This is a genomic window from Pseudomonas sp. 313 (genome assembly GCF_000316965.1).
GTDB classification, from domain to species: Bacteria; Pseudomonadota; Gammaproteobacteria; order Pseudomonadales; family Pseudomonadaceae; genus Chryseomonas; species Chryseomonas benzopyrenica.
Window position 1 is genome coordinate 108,478 of record NZ_ANBZ01000082.1, and the last position, 19,192, is coordinate 127,669.

Genomic DNA, 19,192 nt, shown 5'->3' on the forward strand with positions numbered 1-19,192 from the left:
GTAGCCGGCCCCGAAGCGGATCTCCGCTATAGCGTTGATTAGTGACATGAATAATGATTTCCACACGCCTTCGGAGCCCCGGTGAATGCGCTCAGCCTGACCCTCGCCGCTGCCCAATCCGCGTCAGTCGCCGGCGATCTCGCCGCCAATCTGCGCACCCATCTGGCGTTCGTCGCCGCGGCCGCAGCGGCTGGGGCGGATCTCCTGCTGTTTCCCGAGTTATCTCTGACCGGCTATGAACCGGCGCTGGCGACGGGTTTGGCGCTGGAACCCGACGATACGCAGCTGCTGCCGCTGCGCGAAGCCTGCAGCAAGGCCGGGCTCACGGCCGTGGTCGGGGCGCCGGTCCAGGGTGCGGCAGGATTGCAGATAGGCGCCTTGATCCTGGGCGCGGACGGTAGCTGTCGCGTCCATACCAAGCAATACCTGCATCCGGGCGAGGCACCGCCTTTCGTGCCCGGCAACGGCGGGGAGTTGCTGGCGGTGCAGGGCCTGCAAGCCGCCCTGGCCATCTGCGCCGACAGCAACCATCCGGCCCATGCCGATGCCGCCCGCGCCCAGGGCGCCGATCTCTATCTGGCCTCGGCGGTGATCGGCCCGACCGGCTATCCCAGCGACAGCGCCCTGCTGGCCGGCCACGCCCGGCGGCTGGGCATGCCGGTGCTCATGGCCAATCATGGCGCACCCACCGGTGGCTATGCCTGCGTGGGCCGCAGTGCCTTCTGGCAGGCCGACGGCCAGTGCCTGATCGCAGCGCCGGGAGACGGCGCCTGCCTGGTGCTCGTGCGGCGGGTAGCGGATGACTGGCAGGGTGAAGTCTGCGCCTTGCCGGCCTGATCCGTGCAGGAAGATCCGCTGACTGCAAAGCGGCTGGCGGGTCACGTTGCGACCCTGGTAGCGATTTGATATCCAGCCCTTCCTGCGACTAAAGGTCACACATCAGACGCCGATAAGGCTCTGACATCCTTTTTCAGAACGGCGCCAAGGATGCCTTTCGCAGCGTGAACGACGCTGTAACCGCAGGAGCGACATCATGGCCTTGAACACCATTCGGACCCGCTACACCCTGATCTTCCTTGGCTTCATCGGCGCGACCCTCGCGGCCACCATCATCGGCATCCGCCTCTGGGTGACCCCGGACCTGGTCGCCGCCGGCGAGTCCGCCGTGCTCACCCGGGTCAACGAGGTGGGTATCCGCATCTATCGCGAACTCAATCAGATCCAGGCGCAGCAGCGCTCCATCACCCAGACGATACCGCTGCTGGACAGCGCCGCCATCGATCGGGTACTGCCTGGCCTGGTGGACCAGTATGGCGATGCCAAGGTATTCGGCGGCGGCATCTGGCCGCTGCCCAGCCAGCGCGAACAGGGCCGCGACAAGTTCAGCACCTTCTATCACCGCGATGCCAGCGGCAAGCTGATCGTCAACACCCACTGGAATTCGCCCGAGTCGCTCAACTACTGGGAGCAGCCCTGGTTCCAGGCCGGCCTCAAGGGCCCCGCCGGCCAGTGCGTCTGGGCCGCCGCCTACAAGGACGCCGCCAGCGCCGAGCCGCGCACCAACTGCGCCATGGCCATCCAGCGCGACGGCAAGGCCTTTGGCGTGTCGACCGTCGACCTGACCCTGGGCTTCTTCAACCCGCTAGTGGAGCAGCTGCGCAAGGAACTCGACGACACCGACATGATGATCGTCGAAGCCGATGGCAAGATCCTCAGCAACCTCAGCGAACTCGGCGATTCGCAGATCCTGAACAACGTCTCGGCCTATGCCGCCCGTTCGCCCTTCGTCGCCGCCATCCAGCAGAACCTCGGCAAGCTCAAGGGTGAGGCGGTGGTGCGCGACACCTATGTCGACGAACACGGCACGCCTCACACCTTCTTCCTGCGCCCGCTGGCCGGCACGCCCTGGCTGCTGGCCACGGCGCTGCCCACCTCGCTCATCGCGGCGACCAACACCGGCATCCTCAAGACCCTGGCGGCGATCCAGTTGCCGCTGGTCCTGCTGCTGGTGGGCATCATGGTGCTGGCGCTCGGCAAGCTGATGGGGCGCCTGGGCCTGCTGCAACGCAACATCGAATCCCTGTCCGCCGGTGATGCCGACCTGACCCGACGCATTCCGGTGCACGGCAAGGATGAAGTGGATGCGGTGGCAGGCGCGGTCAACGGCTTCATCGGTTATCTGCAGCGGCTGATCGGCGAGGTGGGCGACGCCACCGACCGCATCGACACCGGCCTCAAGCAACTCCATGGCCAGGCCCAGCAGAACGGCGCCATCCTGGCCCGGCATGCCAGCGAGACCGACCAGGCGGTGACCGCCATCACCGAGATGAGCGCCACCTCAGATTCCGTGGCACGCAGCGCCAGCGACACCGCCACCCTCACCCAGGCCGCCAATGGCCAGGCCGAGCGTTCCCGCGCGGTGGTCCAGCAGGCCTCGGCCAGCGTCCTGGCCCTGGTGGATCAGGTGGAAGACGCCACCCTCAAGGTGCAGGCCATGCAGAGCGATGCCCAGCGCATCAACGATGTGCTCGGGGTGATCGGCGAGATCGCCGGCCAGACCAACCTGCTGGCGCTCAACGCCGCCATCGAGGCAGCCCGGGCCGGTGAGCAGGGTCGGGGCTTCGCGGTGGTGGCCGACGAGGTGCGCGCCCTGGCCGGCCGTACCCAGCAGAGTACCGCCGAGATCAACGAGATGCTCGGGCGGCTGCAGCAGGGCGTGAGCTCCGCCGTGGCGGCCATGGAAGTGACCAAGAGCAGCTGCCAGAGCACCGCCGAAAAGACCCGCGAGGTCACCGCTGGCCTGGACGAGATGAACGGCTCGGTGGTGCGCATCAGCGACCTGTCGACCCAGATCGCCGCGGCGGCCGAAGAGCAGAGCGTGGTGGCCGGCGAGATCAACCAGAACATGGTCGCCGTGCGCCACATGGTCGACGACCTGGTCACCAGCGGTCAGCGCACCGCCGAGAGCACCGCGGCGGTGCAGTCGTCCAACGAGCAGTTGATCGCCGTGGTCCGGCGTTTCCGGGTGAAATAGAAAAAGACCGCTGCCGGGTCGGCAGCGGTCTTCGGGTATCGGCGGACCGGGCGCAAGGCCCGGTTCGCGTTTCAGCCCACCAGATGCAGGAAGTGCATGTGGCGTTCGTACTGGTCGAGGATGTCGCCGATGACGTCCTCGCGCGACCAGCCCATGACGTCATGGTCCTGACCGCCCTCGCGCAGATAGACCTGGGCGCGGAAGTACTTGCGCTCCTCCCCCGGCTCGCTGCCCATGACGAAACTGGGCATGGCATAGGCATGGGGTCTTACCTGGTAGACGAACTCGGGCTGCTCGGCCGGACCGATGTACAGCCGCACCCCTCCATCGTCACGGTCTTCCACACCGCAGACGTAGCCCTGCTTGCGCCATTCCTCGGCCACCGCCAGACAGGCCGGCTTGGCGACCTCGCCGATGAAGCGCACCACGTGGCTGCGCCGGGGAAACATCGCCAGGCCGCGCAGGCGCCGCTGCCAGCCGCCCGGCGTGCGGGTGGTGGGCGGAGTGAGACTCAGCGACTGATGGCGCAGGCCACGCTTGGTGGCGTCCAGCTTGAGGGCCTTGAGCAGGCCGTGCATGCTGAACAGCAGGGCGATGGTGAACGGCAGCGCACTGGCGATGGTGGCGGTCTGCAAGGCTTTCAGGCCATCGGCCAGCAGCAACGCGATGGCCACCAGGCCCATGCTGGCGCCCCAGAACACCCGCTGACAGACCGGCGTCTGGTCCTGGCCACCGGAAGCCAGCATGTCCACCACCATGGCGCCGGAATCGGCCGAGGTGACGAAGAACACCACCACCATGACGATGGCCACCATGGAAATCACGCTGGCGAAGGGGAAGTGTTCGAGAAAGGCGAACAGCGCCAGGGAGCTGTCCTGGGATACCGCGGTGGCCAGATCGGTGATGCCTTCGGTGAGGATCATGTGGATCGCCGTGTTGCCGAACACCGTCATCCACAGCAGGGTGAAACCGGCCGGCACCAGCAGCACGCCGGAGACGAATTCGCGGATGGTCCGCCCGCGCGAGATGCGGGCGATGAACAGCCCGACGAAGGGCGACCAGGCCAGCCACCAGCCCGAGTAGAACAGCGTCCAGCCACCGATCCAGTCGGTGGGTCGATAGGCGTTGAGATTGAGGGTGCGGCTGACGATCTCGCTGAGGTAGCCACCGGTGTTCTCGACGAAGGTCTGCAGGATCAGCACCGTGGGGCCGAGGATGATCACGGTGAGCATCAACAGCACCGCCAGGCCCAGGTTGAGTTCCGACAGGCGCCGTACGCCCTTGTCCAGGCCGGAGACCACCGACAGGGTGGCCAGCGCCGTGGTGATCACGATCAGACCGATCTGCACCGGGGTGGACACCGGTACGCCGAACAGCACGTTCAGGCCGGTGTTGATCTGCGACACGCCAAAGCCCAGGGAGGTGGCGACGCCCAGCACGGTGCCGATGATGGCGAAGATGTCCACGGCGTGGCCGATAGGTCCGTAGATGCGCTCGCCGATCAGGGGATAGAGCGCCGATCTCAGGGTCAGCGGCAGGCCGTGACGGTAGCTGAAGTAGGCCAGGATCAGGGCGACGATGGCGTAGATCGACCAGGCGTGCAGGCCCCAGTGAAAGAAGGTGATGCGCATGGCCTGGCGCGCGGCGTCCACCGTCTGGCCATCGGCATAGGGCGGATTGAGAAAGTGCATCACCGGCTCGGCGACACCGAAGAACATCAGGCCGATACCCATGCCGGCGGAAAACAGCATGGCGAACCAGGTGGTGTTGGCGTAGTCCGGTTCGCTGTGGTCCGGGCCGAGCTTGATGTCGCCATAGCGACTCATGCCGAGAAACACCACGGTGCCGAGGATGATGGCCACGGCGAGGATGTAGAACCAGCTGAGGTTGGTGATGATCCAGCCCTGGATGGCGGCGAACAGCCATTGGGCATTGGCCTGGAACAGACTGGCATAGAGCACCAGCACCAGTAGCAGCAGCGTCGAGGTCCAGAAGACCGGAGGACTGAAGGTGGGACGAGCGGCAGATTCTCCCTGGCCGGTCATAGAGGGCTCCTGTTTATGAAGTGCGCACAGGTTGACTGTCCTCGGCCCTGATCGTTTCGCTGGCGGCGCCCATTGAACAGTGCATGCCGCTGAACGAGACCGTCGTGATCGTTGCGGCGCTAATGGCCGGGTGCACTATCCGTAGTAGACGCGACGGGCGGTCTGGCCAGTTCACGAAACCAGCGGGCTGGAGCCATTCCGAAGGCCTGACGGAAATGTTTCGTCATGTGACTCTGGTCGTAGAAGCCCGCCGCCACGGCGGCCTCGGCCAGCCCTCGACCCAGACGTACCTGCAGCCGTACCCGATCGAGGCGCCGCAGGGTCAGGTAGCGATGGGGACTGGTGCCGAAGTAGGCGCGGAAATCCCGCGTCAGACTCCAGCGATCTCGGCCAGCGCAGCGGGCCAGATCATCCAGGGAGACGGCCTGGTCGAAATGGTCCTCCAGGTATTCACGCGCCCGCAGCGCGGCGGCGAAATCCACCCGCCCGCGACTGGGCCAGGTCTGGCAGACCTCGGCGAGAGTGGCGACCAGGCCATAGAGGGCATCGTCGCGCCCCAGGGCATCGGCATGCTCGTCAAGGGTGGCGAACACCGCATCGGTGGCCCGCGCCAGCCGTGGATCCAGGGAAACGCCCTCGCGGTGGAAGGGCAAGGGCCGTCCGCCGAGGATGTCCTGCACCAGGGCCGGCGGTACATAGAGCATCCGATAGCGAAAGCCGCAGGCGGCACCGGCGCGGCCATCGTGGACCTCGTCCGGGTGAAAGACCATGGTCTCGCCCGGCAGACTGCTGGCCTTGGCACCGCGATAGGAAAAGCTCTGCACCCCGGCCAGGGTACGCCCGATGGCATAGGTCGCATGGCGATGGGGATCGAAGGCATGACCGCTGAAAAAGGCCTCGATGGATTCCAGGCGGTCATCCAGCGGGGCATGCCGGACCCAGTCGCGGGGCGAAGGCAGGGCGGATGTCGAAGTCATGGCCAACCTCCCGGGCGGCGATCAGCTGAGCAGGTCGCGGTAGGCATCGTGGAACAGCAGCAGGGCACAGCCTACCAGGCTCAACCCCAGCAGCCGATTCACCCAGCGCAGGCCCCGTCCGCGCAGCAGGGTGCGACCCAGCAGGCTGCCCAGCAGCGCATAGCAGGCCGGCGCCCCGCCAGCGGCGATGGCCAGCGGCAGCGAGCAGAGGGCGATCTTGGCGCCGGTCACCTGGGCCGCCGGAAACATCACCGTGGCGATGGGCAGCACGGCCAGCCAACCCTTGGGATTGAGTCCCTGCATCAGCAGTCCGCCCAGAAAGCTCAGCCGCGCATCCTGTGTCCCCTCGGCGTCGGTCGCGACCGTCGGCGTCGCCCTGGCGAGACGATAGCCCAGGTACAGGCTGTAGGCGCCGCCGGCCAGCGCCAGCCACGGCAGCACCCGGGCAGACACCAGGGCAGCACCGCCATAACCCAGGCCGAGAAACAGCAGCAGCATGGCGCAGCCAACGCCGAGATGGAAACCCAGGGCGCGCCGGGCCTGGCCCTGCAGACCGGCGTTTAGGCCCAGGGCGTTGACCGGGCCGGGGCTGTACATGACGCTCAGGGCATAGAGGACGATTTCCAAGGGGCACCTGCCGGAGTTCTAGGGAGAGGCCCAGGCTAGCCAGCGCGCCCTGCCCTGGCTTGTACGTTTGTGGCTCGTCCGCCTTGAGGGTCATCGTACGACTTGGCAGAATCCCGCTTTCCCTCGCCTGTCGTGGAGATCTCCCTTGTCCAGCGATCGCAGCACCCTGGCCTGGCGGGGCCGTCCCGATGGCAAGCCGCCGACCCTCAAGGACGTGGCCCGCCTGGCCGGAGTCTCGCCGATCACCGTTTCGCGTACCCTCAACCAGCCGGAGATCGTCCGTCCGGCGCTGCGCGAAAAGGTCTTTCGCGCGGTACGCGAGAGCGGCTACCAGCCCGCCATGCTCACCGCTGGCAGCGCGCCCCAGGAGAGCCGGCTGATCGCCATCCTGGTACCCACCATCGTCAACTCCATCTTCGCCGACACCGTGCAGGCGCTCATGCAGACCCTGACCAGGGCCGGCCACCAGACCCTGCTGGGCCTGACCGACTATTCCGCCGAACGCGAAGAGCAGCTAGTGGCCGCCCTGCTGCGCCGCCGTCCCGACGCCATGGTGCTCACCGGCACCCTGCACACTGCTGCCAGCCGGCTGCGCCTGTCCCAGGCCGGCATTCCGCTGGTGGAGTGCTGGGACCAGGGCGAGCGACCGCTGGACATGCTGGTGGGCTTTTCCCATGAGGCGGTGGGCCAGGCCATCGCCCGACAGCTACTGACGCGCGGCTATCGCCACTTCGCCAGCCTGACCCTGGACGATCCCCGGGGGCGGCTGCGCCGCGATGCCTTTCGTGCCGAACTGGCCCGCCAGAGACTGGCCGCGCCAGCCGATGTCAGCCTACCACCGCCGGCCACCCCGGCACTGGGTCGCCAGGGCTTGGCCCGCCTGCTCGAGATCGGCGCCCGTCCCGAAGTGGTGGTCTGCAGCTCCGACACCCTCGCCCACGGGGTACTCGCCGAAGCCCATGCCCGCGGCCTGCGCGTACCGGCGGAGCTGGCCGTGATGGGCTTTGGCAACCTGGCCAGCGCCGCCCATCTGCTCCCAGCGCTGAGCACCGTCGATGTCCGCGGTGCCGAAATGGGCACCCATGCCGCCGCGGTGTTGCTTGCCCGCCTGGCGGGTGCGGAGGCCCCGCGAAAACGGGATACCGGCTTCGAACTGGTCATGCGCGAGAGCACTCGCTGACGCTTGAATGATTGCGTAATCAGCTTAGCGTCCTCCTGCAGGTGCCGGCCTCGCCGCCGGCTTTGCCCGCTGAAAAGGACAATAACAATGCGCACTTCCCCTGAGCCGTCGCGGCGTACTCGCGTCCGCTATCTCGTCCTGGCGATGATCTTTCTGGTGACGGTATTCAACTACGTCGACCGCGCCACCCTCTCCATCGCCGCACCGGCCATGCGTCACGACCTCGGTTTCGACGCCGTGGCCATGGGGCTCGCCTTCTCGGCCTTCGGCTGGGCCTACACCGCCATGCAGATTCCCGGCGGCATCGTGCTCGATCGCTTCGGCTCCCGGCTGGTGCTGGGCGCCAGCCTGATCCTCTAGTCGGCGCTGACCTTCCTGCAGGGCTACGTCGGCCTCTTCTCCTCGGCCCTGCTGGCGCTGTTCGTGCTGCGCTTTCTCATGGGCGTGGCCGAGTCGCCGGCCTTTCCGGCCAACAACCGCCTCACGGTGATGTGGTTCCCGCGCCAGGAGCGCGGCCTGGCCACCGCCATCTTCCAGTCGGCGCAGTATTTCGCCCTGGCGGTGTTCACGCCAGTGATGGTGATCCTGCTCAACCAGTTCGGCTGGGAGCACGTGTTCTTCTGGACCGGCGGCGCCGGCATCCTCATCGGCCTGCTGTGGTTCGCCACCGTGCAGGAGCCCCGGCATGACAGACGCGTCAGCCAGAGCGAGCTGGACCATATCGAGGCTGGCGGCGGCCTGCCCGACCTGGGCGACACCCGGGCGCCCTTCAGCTGGCGCACCTTCAAGGCCATCAGCGGCAATCGCATGATGCTGGGCATCTACCTGGGGCAATTCTGCCTGACCACCATCACCTGGTTCTTTCTCACCTGGTTTCCCACCTACCTGGTCGAGGCCAAGGGGCTGACCATGCTCAAGGTCGGCCTGATCGCCGCCATCCCGCCGGTGGCCGGCTGCCTGGGCGGCGTTCTCGGCGGACTCTGGTCGGACGGCATGCTGCGCCGCGGCTACAGCCTCACCGCCGCGCGCAAGACGCCGATCATCGTCGGCCTGTTGCTCTCCAGCAGCATCGTGGTGGCCAACTACACCCAGTCCATCGCCCTGGTCACCCTGGTGATGTCCATCGCCTTCTTCGCCAAGGGCGTCGGCAACCTCGGCTGGTGCATCGTCGGCGATGTCTCGCCCAAGCGCGCCATGGGCGTGAGCGGCGCGCTCTTCAACTTCTGCGGCAACATCGCCAGCATCGTCACCCCACTGGCGATTGGCCTGATGATCAGCCAGCTCGGCTCCTTCGACGTGGCCCTCACCTACGTCGCCGCCATGGGCCTGCTCGGCGCCTTCTCCTACCTGGTCATCGTCGGCCCGCTCAAGCGCCTGGACCTCGGCGAACTCAACGACGAGCCAGCCGCCACCGCCGACGCCGCCCTGCCTGCCACCCGTCCCTGATCCCTCACCCCGGAGACTTCCCCATGACCGATATCGCCTACAGCGCCGACCAGGACCGCATCGCCTGGGTCCGCCTGGCTTCCGTGTTCCTGCCGCTGGCCACCCCCATCAGCGACGCCAAGGTGCTCACCGGCCGGCAGAAGCCGATGACCGAGATCGCCATCCTCTTCGTCGAGATCGAGACCCGCGACGGCCAGCGCGGCCTGGGCTTCAGCTATTCCAAGCGCGCCGGTGGCCCCGGCCAGTTCGCCCACGCCCATGAAATTGCCCCGGTGCTGCTCGACGAGAACCCCAGCGACATCCAGAAACTCTGGACCAAGCTCTGCTGGGCCGGCGCCTCGGTGGGTCGCAGCGGTCTCGCCACCCAGGCCATCGGCGCCTTCGACGTGGCCCTCTGGGACCTCAAGGCCCGTCGCGCCAACCTCTCCCTGGCACGCCTGCTGGGTGCCCAGCGCGACTCGGTGCGCTGCTACAACACCTCCGGCGGCTTCCTGCATACGCCGCTGGAGCAGTTGTTGGTGAACACCGACCTCTCCCGGGAAAAAGGCATCGGCGGCATCAAGCTCAAGGTCGGCCAGCCCGACTGCGCCCTGGATCTGGAACGTGTCTCCCGCGTGCGCCGCCACCTGGGCGACAGCTTCCCGCTGATGGTCGACGCCAACCAGCAATGGGACCGACCCACCGCCCAGCGTATGTGCCGGCGCTTCGAGGAATTCAACCTGATCTGGATCGAGGAGCCGCTGGACTGCTACGACGCCGAAGGTCACGCCGCCCTGGCCGCGGCCTTCGACACCCCCATCGCCACTGGCGAGATGCTGACCAGCATCGCCGAGCACCAGGAATTCATCCGCCTGCGCGGTGCCGACTTCCTGATGCCCGACGCGCCACGGGTCGGTGGCATCACCCCCTTCCTCAAGGTGGCCGCCCTGGCCGAGCAGGCCGGCGTGATGCTGGCACCGCACTTCGCCATGGAATTGCACGTGCACCTTGCCGCCACCTATCCCACCGAGCCCTGGGTGGAACACTTCGAATGGCTGGAGCCGCTGTTCAACGAACGCCTGGAAACCCGTGACGGGCGGATGCAGGTACCGACCCGTCCGGGTCTCGGGCTGTCCCTGAGCGAGCGGGTACCCGGCTGGACGGCGCAGGAAGCGGAATTCGGCCGGCGCGCCTGACACCCGCTCTGGCACTCGAACTCCGCCGGGGTGTGGCACTCTATCCAGGCCAAGGCCTGGATAGAGAAATCCCATGTTCGGATCGCTGCGCAGTCGTCTGATTGCTCTGCTGCTGATGCTCGGCGGCATGGCCGTCGGGGTCGGCTGGCTGATGATCCTGCTCCTGCGCCAGTCGGAAAGCGCCCAGCTCGGCCAGGCCACCGTGGAAGCCGAGCAGGCCTGCCAGGCCATCGCCAGCAGCTACCGGTTCTACAGCAATGGCTGGTCCGGACCTACCGCTGGCCTCGTCGATCCGGCGCTGCAGCGCAGTCTCGCCGGCGTGGCCAGTGTCGCCCTGCTGCGCTATCGCGGCATGGCCGGTGGCCTCTGGCAGGAACAGGCCGGGCTCCTGGCCGATGCCAGTCCCTTCACCCTGACCGCCGCCGAACGCCAGCACCTGGCCGATCTCTCCGCCGCGACCCTGGCCGAGGCGCGCAGCCTGAGCGACAGCTTCAGCGCGGACGGCGCCACGGTGCTGGTCGCCGCCTGCCCGCTGTCCGGCCCCATCCCCGATCTCGCCGCCTGGACCCTGACCCGCCTGACCTTCGCCGAAGGCAGCGGCCAGCGCCAGCTGAAACTGGGCCTGGGTCTGCTGCTGCTGGCCATGCTCGCCGCCACCCTGCTGCTCGGCCGACTCACTTGGCAGTGGTCGCGGCATGTCGCCCGGGTCGAGCGCGATCTCGGCGCCAGTGCCAGCCATGACCTGCCCACCCTCGCCCTTACCGGCGAGCGCGAGCTGGATCGGGTGCTGACGGCGCTCAACCAGGCCGGCCAGCGCCTGGCCCAGGCCCGCAGCGAAGCCCAGCGGCTGACCACCCAGGTGCATGCCAGTGAGCGGCTGGCGGCCCTCGGTCGGGTGGCCGCCGGGGTCGCCCACGAGATCCGCAACCCGCTGGCCGCCATGCGCCTCAAGGCCGAGAACGCCCTGGTCGGCGACAGCGGCCGTCAGCAACGAGCGCTGGACGCCATCCTGCTGCAGATCACCCGGCTGGACAGCCTGCTGCGTCGCCTGCTGGACCTCACCCAGCCGCCGCAACTGCAACCGACCACCGTCGAGCTCCCGGCCTTTTGCCGCGAAGTGCTGGCCGGTCACGAAGACCAGGCGGTCCAACGTGGTATCCACCTGACCGCCAGGGTGGCCGTCGAGCAGGGCTGTTTCGATCGCGACGCCCTGGCGCGTGCCCTGGACAACCTGCTGCTCAACGCCCTCCAGGCCGCCCCGGCCGCCAGCGAGATTCGCCTCGACGCCAGCCGGCGCGGCGACTGGCTGGTGCTGGCGGTGGAAGACGCAGGCCAGGGACCGCCTGCCGAGTTGCGTGCCCAGCTCTTCGAGCCCTTCGTCACCGGTCGCCCCGAAGGCACAGGCCTCGGCCTGGCCCTGGTCCGCGAAACCGCCCGCGCCCATGGCGGCGAAGCGCGCCTGATCGAACCCTCCGTCCCCACTCGCTTCGAGATCCTCCTGCCATGCCAACCCTGCTGATCATCGACGACGACGCCGGTCTGCGCGACGCCCTGGCGGAAACCGCCGCGGACCAGGGCTACCGGGTGCTGCAGGCCGAAGAAGGCGAAGCGGGCTTGCGGCTCCTGGCGCAGGAGACGGTGGACGCCGTGCTGCTCGACCTGCGCATGCCCGGGCTGGATGGCCTGGAGGTACTGGCGCGCATCCGCGCCCTCCCCGAGCCGCCGGCGGTCACGGTGCTCACTGCCTTCGCCAGCGCCGGCAATACCATCGAGGCCATGCGTCTCGGCGCCTTCGACCACCTCACCAAGCCCATCGGTCGCGATGACCTGATCCGGGTGCTGGCCGGCATGACCGCCCAACGCGGTCCCGCTGCGGCGCCGCCGGCCACGGTCGAAGGCCACACCCTGGTGGGCGGCAGCGACGCCCTGCGCCAGGTGCAGAAGACCATCGGCCGCCTGGTGGACAGCGAGGCCACGGTGCTGGTCACCGGCGAGACTGGCACCGGCAAGGAACTGGTGGCCCGCGCCATCCACGAGCACGGCAAGCGACGCGGGGCGCCCTTCGTCGCAGTCAACTGCGCCGCCATCCCGCCGGACCTGCTGGAAAGCGAACTCTTCGGCCATGTGCGCGGCGCCTTCAGCGGGGCCACCGCCAATCGCCTAGGCGCCTTTCGCGAAGCCCAGGGCGGCACCCTCTTTCTCGACGAGATCGGCGACATGCCGCTGGCGATGCAGGCCAAGATCCTCCGCGCCCTGCAGGAACGCGAGGTGACCCCGGTGGGCGGCGCACCGGTACGCCTGGACGTGCGCTTGGTGGCGGCCACCCACCGCGACCTGGCCCAGCGCGTCGCCAGTGGCGACTTCCGCGAGGACCTCTTCTATCGCCTGCACGTGGTACCCATCCACCTGCCGGCCCTGCGCGAGCGGCGTGCCGACATCCTGCCGCTGGCCGAGCACTTCCTCGCGCCCAGCGGTCGCGTCCTGGCGGACGATGCCGCCGCCCTGCTGCTGCGGCACCCCTGGCCGGGCAACGTGCGGGAATTGCGCAACGCCATCCAGCGCGCCGCGACCCTCGCGCAAGGCGAGCGCATCGTCGCCGCCGACCTGGCCTTCCTGCAGGGCGAGACCCCGGATGCGGTCACCATCGACGCCAGTTGGCCGGAGGAGACCCTGGCGGAAGCCACCGCGCGCCTGGAGCGGCTGCTGATCGAGCGGGCCCTGCAACGCAGCGGCGGCAATCGCGCCGAGGCGGCCCGCCGGCTGGGCATTCATCGCCAGCTGCTCTACACCAAACTGAGTCGACTGGGCCTGGGTGTCGGCGAAGAAGACAGCGGGATCTAGGCTGTCCGCTTTGCCGACAGGTCTGTCCGCCAACCGGACGCACTGCCTGGTCCGGATGGCCACCAGAAATCGCAAGCTATTGATTTACATATAAAATAAATGTTGGCACAGGCCCTGCAATAGCGTAATCGTCAACCACCGCAGGAGTCATCCATGCCTACCAAGACCCAAACCCTCGTGATCGGGACCTTCGCCCTGCTGTCCGTCAGTGGCCTCGTCCTGGCACAGACCGCACCCGCCGGCAGCGCGGCCACCACCACCGCTGCCAGTGCCCAGATTCCCACCCAGCAGGGCCAGCTCAAGCAGTTCCTGCTCAATCCCCGGGGCGATATCGACGGCCTGATCCTGGCCGACGGCACCGAGGTCAACACCCCGCCGCACCTGTCCGAGCAACTGGCCGCCACCTTCAAGCCAGGTGACAGCATCAACGTCGTCGGCCTGCGCGCCGCCAGCCTGCCGCTGGTCCAGGCGGTCTCGCTGACCAATGTCCAGACCGGCAAGACAGTCACCGACGAAGGCCCCGAGCGCAGCGGCAAACCGCGTCCGCCGCCGCCCCGTCCGGGCGTCGAACGCGATAACGACAGCCTCCAGGGCCAGATCGTCCAGCTGCTGCACGGTCCCCGTGGCGACGTGAACGGCGCCCTGCTGCAGGACGGCACCGCCCTGCGTCTGCCGCCCCACGAAGCGCTGCGCCTGCAAGCCCTGCTCAAGCCTGGTCAGAGCATCGCCGTTCGCGGCGAGCTGGTGGCCAATGCCCAGGGCCGTGCCTTCCGGGTCAGCGCCCTCGGCGCCGATGCCAACTCGCTGCAGACTCTGGACACCCCGCCGGTGCCCCGTGGCCCCGGTCGTCTGCCGCCGCCCCCGCCCCCTGGCGTCCAGCCGGTCGCCCCGGGTGCCCAACCGCCGGCGCCGCCCGCTCCGCCGGCCGGCTGATCAGGCCAGCAGTCGCCGGGTCGCTTCGGCGATCCGGCGGCAGGCTTCCTCCAGCACCTCCCGCGAGGTGGCGTAGGAAACCCGGAAGTAAGGCGCCAGGCCAAAGGCCGAGCCTGGCACCACCGCCACCCCGCCCTCGTCCATGAGGTAGCGGGCAAAGGCCGTATCGCTGTCGATCACCTCCCCGTTCGGCGTCCGCCGACCCAAGACCCCCGCGCAACTGGCGTAGACATAGAAGGCCCCCTCGGGCCGCCGCGCCGACAGACCCGGCACCGCATTTAAGGCATCCACCACCAGATCCCGCCGCTCGCGAAACAGCTCGCAGCGCTCGCGCACGATGTCCTGCGGCCCATCCAGGGCGGCGATGGCCGCGGCCTGGCTGACCGAGCAGGGGCAGGAGGTCACCTGGCTCTGCACACTGGCCATGGCCTGGATCAGCGCCTTCGGTCCACCGGCGTAGCCCAGGCGCCAACCGGTCATGGCATAGGCCTTGGAGACGCCGTTGATGGTCAGGGTACGCTCTCGCAGCCGCGGCTCCAGCGCCGCCGGGGTGACGAAGCGAAAGCCGTCGTAGAGGATGTGTTCGTACATGTCGTCCACCATCAGCCAGACCTGCGGGTGGCGCAGCAGCACCTCCAGCAGCGGCCGATAGTGTTCCTCGCCATAGGCCGCCCCCGAAGGGTTGGACGGCGAGTTGAGCATCACCCAGCGGGTACGCGGGGTGATGGCCGCCTCCAGGGCCGCGGCGGTCAGGCGGAAGCCATCCTCCTCACGGCACGGCAGCACCACCGGCGTGCCGCCGAGGATGGTGACGATGTCCGCATAGGTCACCCAGAAGGGCGCGGGGATGATCACCTCGTCGCCCGCGTCCAGGGTCGCCATCATGGCATTGAAGATCACCTGCTTGGCGCCGGCCGAGGCGGTCACCTCGTCCTGGGCGAATACCAGGTCGTTCTCACGCGCGAACTTGCGGCGGATGGCCTCCTTGAGCGCCGGGCTGCCGTCGAGCACCGTGTACTTGGTCTGGCCGGCGCGGATGGCCTGGATCGCCGCTTCCTTGATGTGCTCCGGGGTATCGAAATCCGGCTCGCCCGCACCCAGCACCAGCAGATCGGCGCCCTGGCGGCGCAGGGCGTTGGCCCGCTCGGTGATCTTGAGGATCTCGGAGACGCCCACGGAGGCGAGGCAGTGGGCGAGGTGCAGGGTGGAAGCGGCGGCCATGACAGGGCTCCAGGCAGAGATGAAAGCGGGTGCCGGCGGCGTCCGGCAGGGTCGTCTCGCACTATCGAACCGCCGCGGCCGGCCTTCAAACGCTATAAAGGACTCACGTCATTCCGCCGGGGCATGGTCTGCTGCCGGCCCGGGCGCTAGAGTGGCGGCCATGTCCAATACCCGCTCTCCCCTCGCCGCCTACCGCCGGGCCCTGGCCCAGGGCGACCGCCTGCCCGATACCGCCCAGGAGGCCGCCGCCCAGCAGCTGGAAGCCTGCCATGGGGCGCTGCTGGCGGGCCGTCCGGCACGCGGCCTCTATCTCTGGGGTCCGGTCGGTCGCGGCAAGACCTGGCTGCTGGACCTGTTCCACGCCAGCCTGCCGGTGCCCGCCCGCCGCCAGCACTTCCATCACTTCATGCGCTGGGTGCACCAGCGCCAGTTCCAGCTCGGCGGCACCCGCGATCCTCTGCAGGCGCTGGCCCGGGAACTGGCCGCCGAAGTGCGGGTGCTGTGTTTCGACGAACTCTTCGTCAGCGACATCGGCGACGCCATCCTGGTAGGCGGCCTGCTGCGCGCCCTGCTGGACCAGGGCCTGGTGCTGGTGGTCACCTCCAACCAGCCGCCGGAGCAGCTCTATGCCGACGGCTTCAATCGCGAGCGCCTGTTGCCGGCCATCGCCGCGCTCCAGGCGCAGCTGGACGTGCTGGAGCTGGACGGCGGCCAGGACCACCGTCTGCATGAAGGCCAGGCCGAACCACGCTATTGGGTGGACGATCCCACCGCCCTGGCCGCGACCTTCGCCCAGCTCACCGTCGGCCAAGCCGCGACCGATGAGCCCCTCGCCCTCGGCGAGCGCCTGTTGCCGGTTATCCAGCGTGCACCCGGCGCGATCTGGCTGGACTTCGCCACCCTCTGCCAGGGCGCCTGGGCGACCACTGACTACATCGATCTCTGCACCCGCTTCCCTGCCCTGTTGCTGGGCAACGTCCCCTGCCTGTCCGGCGATCCCCGCGCGGGCCGGATCGCCCGCGGCACCGAAGACGGCGCGACGCGCGTCCTCGCCGGCGATCGCGAACTGCCCCGCCTGGCGCCCCAGGACGACGCCGTGCGCCGCTTCATCGCCCTGGTCGACGAAGCCTACGACCGCCGCCGCCCGCTCTACCTGAACGCCGCCGTGCCCCTGGAGCAGCTGTACACCCGCGGCTTTCTGGAATTTCCTTTCCGCCGCACCCTGAGCCGGCTCAGGGAGATGCAGCAGGCGCGGTACTAGGCGGACCCGAACGATCGCCCTGCGGCGACGAGGCACGCCACGGAGCAGCAGGGCCCCGTGTTAAGGTGGGACGTCCTTTCTCTTCACGAGGCCCGGTCATGACTCCGCGCATCGAACCCTTCTTCGACGCCACCACGTCCACCTTCACCTATGTGATCTACGAGGCGCCCGGCAGTCGCTGCGCCATCGTCGACTCAGTGCTGGACTACGATCCGCATTCGGGCCGCACCGCCACCCTCTCGGCGGATCGCGTCGCCCGCTTCGTGCGCGACCAGGGGCTGACGGTGGAGTGGCTGCTGGAGACCCATGCCCATGCTGACCACCTCTCCGCCGCGCCCTATCTGCGCCGGCAACTGGGCGGCCGCATCGCCATCGGCGAGGGCATCCGCCGGGTCCAGGGCGCCTTCAAGGACGTCTTCAACCTGGAAGCGGAATTCCGCCTCGACGGCTCCCAGTTCGACCACCTGTTCCAGCCCGACGAGGTCTTCCATATCGGTGCCCTGACCGCCTGCGCCTTGCACGTGCCCGGCCACACCCCGGCCGACATGGCCTATCAGGTGGAAGAAGCACACGTCTTCGTTGGCGATACCCTGTTCATGCCCGATGTCGGCTCGGCCCGTTGCGACTTTCCCGGTGGCAGCGCCCGCGACCTCTATCGCTCGATCCGCCGCCTGCTGACCCTGCCGGAGGCCACCCGTCTCTACCTGTGCCACGACTATCCGCCGGCGGGTCGCGAGGCGCGCCACGAGACCACCGTGGGTGAAGAGCGCGCCCTCAATGTCCACGTCCGCGATGGGGTGGACGAAGACGCCTTCGTCGCCCTGCGCACCCGCCGCGACGCCACCCTGTCCATGCCGACCCTGATCCTGCCGGCGATCCAGGTGAACATCCGCGCCGGTACCCTGCCGCCGGCCGAGGCCAATGGCCGCCGTTACCTGAAGATTCCCATCGACGGTTTCTAGCGCAGGCACCATCCGTCGTACAAGCCAATAGCCACAGGAATTGGACGCAGCGACACCGCTGCGTCCAGGCTTTTCCGGGCGGGGCAAACCTGGCGCACCTTGCAACCCAGCGGCCAGGTTGGACAGGCCTTCGGCCAAAGCTAGATACGGTCCAGACAGTGGCGCCTGGCCAGCGACCACCCATCTCCCGACCGGGAAACCTTGCCGCGTTCGCCCCTCCATAGCAGGGCAGGCAATGCGTTCTGCACTACATTCCTACGAGAGGTAGAGCGACCATGACCACCAAGCAATCGAATTCCAATCCAGGCAACTTCGCCAATGATCGCGAGAAAGCCGCCGAAGCCGGCAGCAAGGGCGGTCAGAACAGCGGCGGCAGTTTCGCCAATGACCGCGAGAAAGCGTCCGAGGCCGGTCGCAAGGGCGGTCAGAACAGTGGTGGCGGCCAGCGGTAACCCGGCGTCATTCAGACCATGACCAAGGGCAGGATCATCCTGCCCTTCCTGCCCTTCCTACCTTATCACCTCTCGTTACTTCGCTCCGGGCTCGGGTATCACCGAGATCTGCCCATTCTTCTCCAGCACCGCGAAGCGGATCTGCTCCAGCCGCTCCAGCCCCTGACTCTGCCGCGCCGCTTCGAGGATGTCCTCTTCGGTCAGGCGGGCCTTGCGCAGCCGCGCGGTCAACGGCTTGCCGTACTCCACCACGATCAGCGGCACGCCATCGAGAAAGCGCCCCACCTTGGGTGAGCGCTCCTTGAACAGCGAAAGCAGGATGTCGATCAGCACCAGGGTGGCGATCACCACGAAGGCGTTGATCACCGAAAAATCATCCCCCAACAGCGCCTGCTGGGTCGCCTCGCCGATCACCAGCAGCAGGACGAAATCGAAAGTGGTGATCTCCGACAGCGCCCGGCGCCCGGTGATGCGAAAGAGCACCAGCAAGAAGACGTAGATCGCGGCGGCGCGCAGGACGGATTCCATGGCAGTTCCTAGGGATAGACGAAGGCAGAGAGTTCCAGGGGTGGCTGGCCGGGTCGCAGGATGCGCCAGTCGACCGTGCCCAAAGCATCCGGACGCAGCGCCAGGTGCACGCGATTCGACCCCGTACCGCCGGCCAGTTCCAACCAGAGCACCCCGTCGCTGCTGGTCATGCGCAGGGGCTGCGGATAGAGAGCTTCCACCGTCCAGTCGGCCACCAGGCGTTCGTCGAGGCCGACGCGGTTGACGCCGGGCGCGAGTTCCAGGGTCAGGGTCGCCGCTGCCCCGCGGCGCTGGAAACGCTCGTAGTCGACCCTGAGCTGGCCATCGTCGCTGATCCGGGTCGCCTTGGCCCAGGGCCCGCCACTGGCGAACAACCCGGCCAGGGCCAGCGCCACGAACATGGCCAGCAGTACCCAGCCCAGCCGCTCGCAGCGCCAGATCCAGCGTTGCAGGCCCGGCTCCTCGCGGATCGGCAAGCGCTTCTCCAAGGGTGACGCCATGACGGTTGCT

At 68.1% G+C, this 19,192-nt stretch carries 14 protein-coding genes and 4 pseudogenes; 12 read left to right on the forward strand and 6 right to left on the reverse strand.

Annotated elements, in window-relative coordinates; all coding sequences use genetic code 11:
• The first annotated feature begins 81 nt into the window (after window positions 1-81).
• The 3 genes and pseudogenes from C722_RS0121305 to C722_RS27210 form a co-directional block, all read left to right on the forward strand.
• Window positions 82-837 carry a carbon-nitrogen hydrolase family protein gene (locus tag C722_RS0121305; protein WP_017642464.1) on the forward strand — a complete coding sequence of 252 codons (756 nt, stop codon included), beginning with the start codon at window positions 82-84 and terminating at the stop codon, window positions 835-837.
• A gap of 196 nt (window positions 838-1,033) precedes the next feature.
• A pseudogene (locus tag C722_RS27205) lies at window positions 1,034-2,173 on the forward strand (cache domain-containing protein); the annotation flags it as partial.
• Between the two features lie 288 nt (window positions 2,174-2,461).
• Window positions 2,462-3,034, forward strand: a pseudogene (locus C722_RS27210) (methyl-accepting chemotaxis protein); the annotation flags it as partial.
• A 71-nt stretch (window positions 3,035-3,105) separates the two neighbouring features.
• On the opposite strand, the gene C722_RS0121315 reads toward C722_RS27210, so the two are convergent.
• The 3 genes from C722_RS0121315 to C722_RS0121325 all read right to left on the reverse strand — a co-directional run bounded on the left by C722_RS0121315 (window position 3,106) and on the right by C722_RS0121325 (window position 6,683).
• Window positions 3,106-5,079: a choline BCCT transporter BetT gene (locus C722_RS0121315; RefSeq protein WP_017642466.1), complete on the reverse strand. Its 1,974-nt coding sequence runs from the start codon at window positions 5,077-5,079 to the stop codon at window positions 3,106-3,108.
• 119 nt (window positions 5,080-5,198) lie between these two features.
• A complete protein-coding gene (locus C722_RS0121320; protein ID WP_017642467.1) occupies window positions 5,199-6,056 on the reverse strand; it encodes an AraC family transcriptional regulator in 858 nt (285 codons plus the stop codon).
• A 21-nt stretch (window positions 6,057-6,077) separates the two neighbouring features.
• A complete protein-coding gene (locus C722_RS0121325; RefSeq protein WP_017642468.1) occupies window positions 6,078-6,683 on the reverse strand; it encodes a LysE family translocator in 606 nt (201 codons plus the stop codon).
• 145 nt (window positions 6,684-6,828) lie between these two features.
• Here C722_RS0121325 and C722_RS0121330 point away from each other — a divergent pair, with 145 nt between their 5' ends.
• From C722_RS0121330 to C722_RS0121355, 6 genes and pseudogenes are all read left to right on the forward strand, one after another.
• Window positions 6,829-7,863 carry a LacI family DNA-binding transcriptional regulator gene (locus tag C722_RS0121330; RefSeq protein ID WP_017642469.1) on the forward strand — a complete coding sequence of 345 codons (1,035 nt, stop codon included), beginning with the start codon at window positions 6,829-6,831 and terminating at the stop codon, window positions 7,861-7,863.
• Between the two features lie 87 nt (window positions 7,864-7,950).
• Window positions 7,951-9,309, forward strand: a pseudogene (locus C722_RS25230) (MFS transporter).
• 23 nt (window positions 9,310-9,332) lie between these two features.
• The gene (locus C722_RS0121340) at window positions 9,333-10,484 is read left to right on the forward strand and encodes a mandelate racemase/muconate lactonizing enzyme family protein (RefSeq protein ID WP_017642472.1); all 1,152 of its coding nucleotides are present in this window, start codon (window positions 9,333-9,335) and stop codon (window positions 10,482-10,484) included.
• Window positions 10,485-10,557: 73 nt separating this feature from the next.
• A complete protein-coding gene (locus C722_RS0121345; RefSeq protein WP_017642473.1) occupies window positions 10,558-12,003 on the forward strand; it encodes an ATP-binding protein in 1,446 nt (481 codons plus the stop codon).
• Window positions 11,988-13,325 carry a sigma-54 dependent transcriptional regulator gene (locus C722_RS0121350; protein ID WP_017642474.1) on the forward strand — a complete coding sequence of 446 codons (1,338 nt, stop codon included), beginning with the start codon at window positions 11,988-11,990 and terminating at the stop codon, window positions 13,323-13,325. The genes C722_RS0121345 and C722_RS0121350 overlap by 16 nt, the downstream gene beginning before the upstream one ends.
• Window positions 13,326-13,478: 153 nt before the next feature.
• Window positions 13,479-14,258 carry a hypothetical protein gene (locus tag C722_RS0121355; RefSeq protein WP_017642475.1) on the forward strand — a complete coding sequence of 260 codons (780 nt, stop codon included), beginning with the start codon at window positions 13,479-13,481 and terminating at the stop codon, window positions 14,256-14,258.
• Here the strand turns inward: C722_RS0121355 and C722_RS0121360 are convergent, their stop codons facing one another.
• Window positions 14,259-15,479, reverse strand: coding sequence for a pyridoxal phosphate-dependent aminotransferase (locus C722_RS0121360; RefSeq protein ID WP_017642476.1), 1,221 nt, complete (start codon window positions 15,477-15,479; stop codon window positions 14,259-14,261).
• Window positions 15,480-15,639: 160 nt separating this feature from the next.
• On the opposite strand from C722_RS0121360, the gene zapE reads away from it, so the two are divergent.
• The 3 genes and pseudogenes from zapE to C722_RS0121375 form a co-directional block, all read left to right on the forward strand.
• Window positions 15,640-16,740: a cell division protein ZapE gene (gene zapE, locus C722_RS0121365; RefSeq protein ID WP_017642477.1), complete on the forward strand. Its 1,101-nt coding sequence runs from the start codon at window positions 15,640-15,642 to the stop codon at window positions 16,738-16,740.
• Window positions 16,741-16,838: 98 nt separating this feature from the next.
• Window positions 16,839-17,702 carry an MBL fold metallo-hydrolase gene (locus tag C722_RS0121370; RefSeq protein WP_017642478.1) on the forward strand — a complete coding sequence of 288 codons (864 nt, stop codon included), beginning with the start codon at window positions 16,839-16,841 and terminating at the stop codon, window positions 17,700-17,702.
• 302 nt (window positions 17,703-18,004) lie between these two features.
• A pseudogene (locus C722_RS0121375) lies at window positions 18,005-18,154 on the forward strand (general stress protein); the annotation flags it as partial.
• A gap of 75 nt (window positions 18,155-18,229) precedes the next feature.
• On the opposite strand, the gene C722_RS0121380 reads toward C722_RS0121375, so the two are convergent.
• Complete coding sequence (locus C722_RS0121380; RefSeq protein WP_017642480.1) at window positions 18,230-18,682, reverse strand: DUF421 domain-containing protein; 453 nt, start codon at window positions 18,680-18,682, stop codon at window positions 18,230-18,232.
• 8 nt (window positions 18,683-18,690) lie between these two features.
• Complete coding sequence (locus C722_RS0121385; RefSeq protein WP_017642481.1) at window positions 18,691-19,182, reverse strand: hypothetical protein; 492 nt, start codon at window positions 19,180-19,182, stop codon at window positions 18,691-18,693.
• Between the last annotated feature and the right edge of the window lie 10 nt (window positions 19,183-19,192).